6 protein-coding genes are annotated in these 4655 nt (G+C 34.9%); 3 read left to right on the top strand and 3 right to left on the bottom strand.

The annotated features are described in order from the left end of the window. The first annotated feature begins 183 nt into the window (after nucleotides 1-183). Together H5119_RS19735 and H5119_RS19730 are read left to right on the top strand one after the other, a co-directional pair. Entirely contained in the window at nucleotides 184-582 is a 399-nt protein-coding gene (locus H5119_RS19735; protein WP_182703442.1) for an ACT domain-containing protein, read from the top strand. 208 nt (nucleotides 583-790) lie between these two features. Continuing rightward, a complete protein-coding gene (locus tag H5119_RS19730; protein ID WP_259399061.1) occupies nucleotides 791-1231 on the top strand; it encodes a GNAT family N-acetyltransferase in 441 nt (146 codons plus the stop codon). Nucleotides 1232-1355: 124 nt separating this feature from the next. Here the strand turns inward: H5119_RS19730 and H5119_RS19725 are convergent, their stop codons facing one another. From H5119_RS19725 to H5119_RS19715, 3 genes are all read right to left on the bottom strand, one after another. Continuing rightward, entirely contained in the window at nucleotides 1356-1814 is a 459-nt protein-coding gene (locus tag H5119_RS19725) for a hypothetical protein (RefSeq protein ID WP_077535396.1), read from the bottom strand. A gap of 159 nt (nucleotides 1815-1973) precedes the next feature. Continuing rightward, nucleotides 1974-3311, bottom strand: coding sequence for a HAMP domain-containing sensor histidine kinase (locus H5119_RS19720; protein ID WP_182703440.1), 1338 nt, complete (start codon nucleotides 3309-3311; stop codon nucleotides 1974-1976). After that, nucleotides 3304-3975, bottom strand: a complete 672-nt coding sequence (locus H5119_RS19715; protein ID WP_259399060.1) for a response regulator transcription factor — start codon at nucleotides 3973-3975, stop codon at nucleotides 3304-3306. Before H5119_RS19715 ends, H5119_RS19720 begins: the two co-directional genes overlap by 8 nt. 170 nt (nucleotides 3976-4145) lie before the next feature. Between H5119_RS19715 and H5119_RS19710 the strand changes: the two genes are divergently transcribed. Further along, nucleotides 4146-4544: a hypothetical protein gene (locus H5119_RS19710; RefSeq protein ID WP_182703438.1), complete on the top strand. Its 399-nt coding sequence runs from the start codon at nucleotides 4146-4148 to the stop codon at nucleotides 4542-4544. The last annotated feature ends 111 nt before the right edge of the window (nucleotides 4545-4655 follow it).

Genomic DNA, 4655 nt, shown 5'->3' with positions numbered 1-4655 from the left:
TATTTTCAGCGCTAACTGCGTTGAATTTACTTGCAATAGGCCAGCTATTGACGCGTAAATTCGCCTTGCTTTCACTGAAAATCTCTGGCTAGAGAAAATAAATTTAAATATCAAAATAATTCAATGTGTGAGTAAATATCTTAACCAGAGTTCAGGTTAAATAACACATTGTAAGGAACGATCATGGCCGGAATTTTAGAGTTAAACGAATTATTAAAATCAATGCAGCCAGAGCTTAAGCAAGGCGAGTATATTTTTTGTTGCTTAGCAGGAAAATTGGCTGATTATGTTCACTTAGAGCCACTGGCCACTTACGTTGAAGAAGAAGGGCTAACCCTTATTTTGAAAGCTGAAACCGCCGATAAAGCAGGTATTACCTACGAGGGTAAATATAATTTAATTACCCTTAACGTACATTCAAGCTTAGAGACCGTTGGGTTAACGGCTGCGGTATCTGCAAAGCTAACTGAGCATGGCATTAGCGCTAATGTGGTAGCTGCGTTTTATCACGACCATATTTTTGTGCAAACAGATAAAGCACAAGCTGCGTTGGATGCGCTAAAAGAGATTAGGCCGTGTTGACCTTTCATGATTTATTTTGCAGCAGACTGTTTGGCATTAATGCTACGTTATCGTCTATTTATGGGGAATAACCACATCCTAATGTAGAGACAACTAAGTAATTGAATCAATAAATAAACTCGGATATGGTTTAGCTATAAGAAAAAATAGTTTTTAAAATTAGTTAAGTTTAAAAGGCTCTGTAATGTTTATAAGAAAAGTTTGCTCAATGGATCTATATTCCATTAGAACTGTATGTGCTGATGCATTTATGAGCTCTGTGGCACCTACACTTCAAGCTGAAGGTATTAAGACGTTTCAAAGCATTATATCTTTAGACAATTTAGAAACTCGTATGGCGGCAGACAATGAAATGTATGTTTACGAGAGTAATAGTAAGGTAGTTGGATTTATAGAGCTCAAAGCCGGTCGTCATATTGCGATGCTTTTTGTTGCACCTAGTTGTCAAAAAAAGGGGATCGGTAAATCGTTGATTTTAAGAGTGCTCGCACATGCTAGAAGTGACACAATAACAGTAAGTGCCTCTTTAACTTCGGTACAAGCTTATCTTAATTACGGGTTCGAACGTGTAGGAGATATTTCTGAATCTGCGGGGCTAATATATCAGCCCATGCAAATAAAGCTTAATAAATTAAACCGCATAAAATAGTCAAGTAATATGCAGTGCTCAGCACTGGAGGGCGTTCAAAATTCTATCTCTCACTAGGTTGTATTTTAAATGCTTAACGAGTTACTGAGCTCTTAAGTAACCTTAAATAAAATGGCTAATACTATTAAATACCATCCGTTTTATTGATGATTAGGTTTGGTGTACAATATTTATTGTCTACAGGCTCAAGCGTTACTTTTTCGCCTGCGTTTACTACTACACATTGCGTACTGTTATCGAGTTTTTGTTTTTGAATAACAGTAAACTCCCCTTCTTTAGCGGCATATAAATTATATTGATATGCTGTGTTACCGCCTTCAAATAGAGCAGTAAACAAACCTCCAACTAGGCCACCAACGATTGCTCCACCCACCATGTCTTCAGTATTACCATCTAAGCTATCAACTAAACCAAACCCTGCCCCAGCAGCAATACCTGTTCCTACCTCTGATGAGAGAGTCACTTTTTGAACTGATTGCAATGATGCATAGTAGCGCTTAACGATATGATTTTGATTGTTGCGGTCAACACCTTGTGAAGCACAACCAGAGAGGAGTAATACAGCGATTAAATATTTTTTCATAATGTTTCTCTTTAGTACCAACTTAGCTAACCTGAACACAGGTTAATTATTGGTATCGGTCATATTGGTAGTGAAAATAATAGACTTAAAGAAACGAAAAATATGTGTGATTTTTGTGGGTTGCTGTTAGAAGTTGTAATAGTTTGTAGTAATACTATTTTATTCAAAAAAAGGAAGGGTTATTCTAAAAAGCGCACCACCAGACTTTGAATAGGATACATGTATTTCACCTCCAAGTTGATTGATAGCTCCTTTGGCAATTGCCAATCCCATTCCTAAACCTCCCGTTTTTTTTGTTCTGCTATTATCTAACCGAGCGTAAGGAATAAATATGGTATCGTAGTCCTTTTCAGATATACCTTTACCATCGTCTTCTATGGTAATTTCCACTTTTTTATCTATCTTATTTAAGCTAATTGTTACATTATTTTCAGCATAGCAGACTGCATTTTTAACCATGTTGTCAACAATTAAACGTAAATTAGCTGCTTGGCAATTAGCAGTGATAATTTCAGTAAAATTTACAACAACTGAGATAGCTGGGTTAAGCACTAATTGAGAAATACGATGAGTTATAAAGTCATTCAAATTAATATATTCATAATCATTTTTATTTGTCTGAATATTTAATTTTGAAAATTGTATTACTTGAGAGCAAAGCTGATCGATATCGTCTATATACTGATCAATATTATCAACTAAAGAAGTTTGTTCCGTAGTTAAATTTAGGTTTCTTAGAATTCCTGTGGCTAATTGTATGCGGCTCAAGGGAGTTCTTAACTCATGTGGTACTGCTTGTGCAAATACTTGGCTTTCATTTACTTTATTAAGCAATGCATCTGCCATTTTGTTAAAACTTGAGGCTAGTTGTGTTAAAGGTTCGGACAGAGAGTTATTTGCTCTTACTTTTAAATTACCTTTACCAAGCTCATAGCTTACTTTATTTAAATGGTTAATTTCTTTTTGAAGTGTTCTTATTGGCAGATACAGCACTAAACCAATGACTAGTACTATAACAAATAGAATAATAAAAATAGAATACTCTTCAATGTCAAAATGCCCTTGTGTTTGCTCATAATCCAAAAGTTCAAGCTCTGGTAGTTTATCTTCAATTATAAGCTTTTCAGAGGTATTAGGTATTGTATGAATCGATAATAGTCTTCCGTTTTTCAATTCATAAACATCAACATTTTTATGAACCGTCAGGTATTGGTTATCACTGCTTGATATTATATTTTTAGAGCCTAGCCAGTAAATATCAAACGGGTAAAGTGAGTTATCAATGCCGCTATAAAATACGTTAGCTTCTTTTTTGATTGCCGTTCTGTGTGCCTCTAAGGTGCTTTTAAAAGCGAGTGTGTCGTTAACGAAGTCTTCAATAGCATCATGCTCATTCCATTTATCTAAAATTATAAAGGTTAAGAATACACTAGTAAAAATAGCTAAAAATAAAGAGCCGTATAATCGAGTAAAAAAAGGCGTGAATAAGTTATTCATTAACGAGTAAGTACCCTTTATTTCGAATCGTTTTAATTAGTTTATAGGGTGGTTTTTCATCATTGAGCTTTTTTCGAAGTGATGAAATTCGCATATCAATTGAGCGATCAGACACGTCGTAATTTATGCCTCGAAGTAATTGAATGCAATCTGCTCGTGATACCGGTTGTCCTATTTTATTTGCTAATAACACCAACATATCGAATTCTGAGTTAGTTAAATCTATTATGGTACTATTTAAAGTTACCGATAATGAGTCTTGATTAATCACTAGGCTTTTAACTGGTGCTATTTGCATAGTGCTAACATTTGAACGTCGTAATAGAGCTTCTATTCTCGCTGACATTATATGGGGTTTTGTCGGTTTTCTTAAATAGTCATCAGCACCAAGTTTTAATAAACTTACTTCGCTAATATCATCTTCTATGGCTGTTAACACAATTATGGGGCCGTTATAAAAATCGCGAGCTTGTTTACATAGTTCAAAACCATCAACTTCAGGTAGCATTAAATCAAGCAAGATAAGATCAGGTGATAACTTTTTTATTGCTGAAATTGCCAAACTGCCATCAAAAACAACCGATGTTTTATAACCTGTACTTTGTAGATATATTTCAGTTAAGCGAGCAATCTCTTTGTCATCTTCAATAATTAGTATATGCATTTTTTGTTGAGTACAGTTAACGGTATATAAGAGCATTGTACTGATTTTAGTTGAATAGCCGAGTTTTTTTACAAGCGCTTACATAGCCGTTTATTACTTACATATGCTTACCCATGAATTAGCTTTAATCTCGTATGATTATTGACAAGCATAAACCAAAAGGAGCGCTTATGAAATTTATCTATTTAAACCTTATCGCAATACTTATAATTATTTCATTGATAGGAGGCTGTAACTCAGGCTCCAAGACGAAAAAAATAACACCAATTGCAGCTAAGCCAACGAAGGTAGTTCCTGCGACCACAGCAACCGCTCTACGACCTGAAACGTTAGCATTAGGTATTAGTGAAGTACCTCAATCGTTAGTTAATACTTACACAAAAGAGTTGAAATTTAATCGTTATACTAAGGTTGATACGCCTAATGGGAATGCAATTCATATTGTTGCACAAGATGAAATCACCGATAATCAAATAGTTCGCTCTCGTAATATATTACAACATTACTTAACCGATTACTCAGGCTCTGTATATGGTGAAGATAAAAGCGCTGTAGCTAGGGGCTGTTGATCTTTGTTTGAATTTTGTGCGTAAGCGGTAATCTCGTATAATTTACTTCGCCAAAAACAAACCTTACGAGATTACCATGCCCCGATTAATGCTCACTGATAAGTTGTGGTC

It is taken from the genome of Pseudoalteromonas sp. SG45-5 (genome assembly GCF_014164085.1).
In the GTDB taxonomy this organism is placed as follows: domain Bacteria; phylum Pseudomonadota; class Gammaproteobacteria; order Enterobacterales; family Alteromonadaceae; genus Pseudoalteromonas; species Pseudoalteromonas aliena.
Note: the sequence above shows the minus strand (reverse complement) of the source record. Positions and strands in the feature narration are given on the sequence as shown.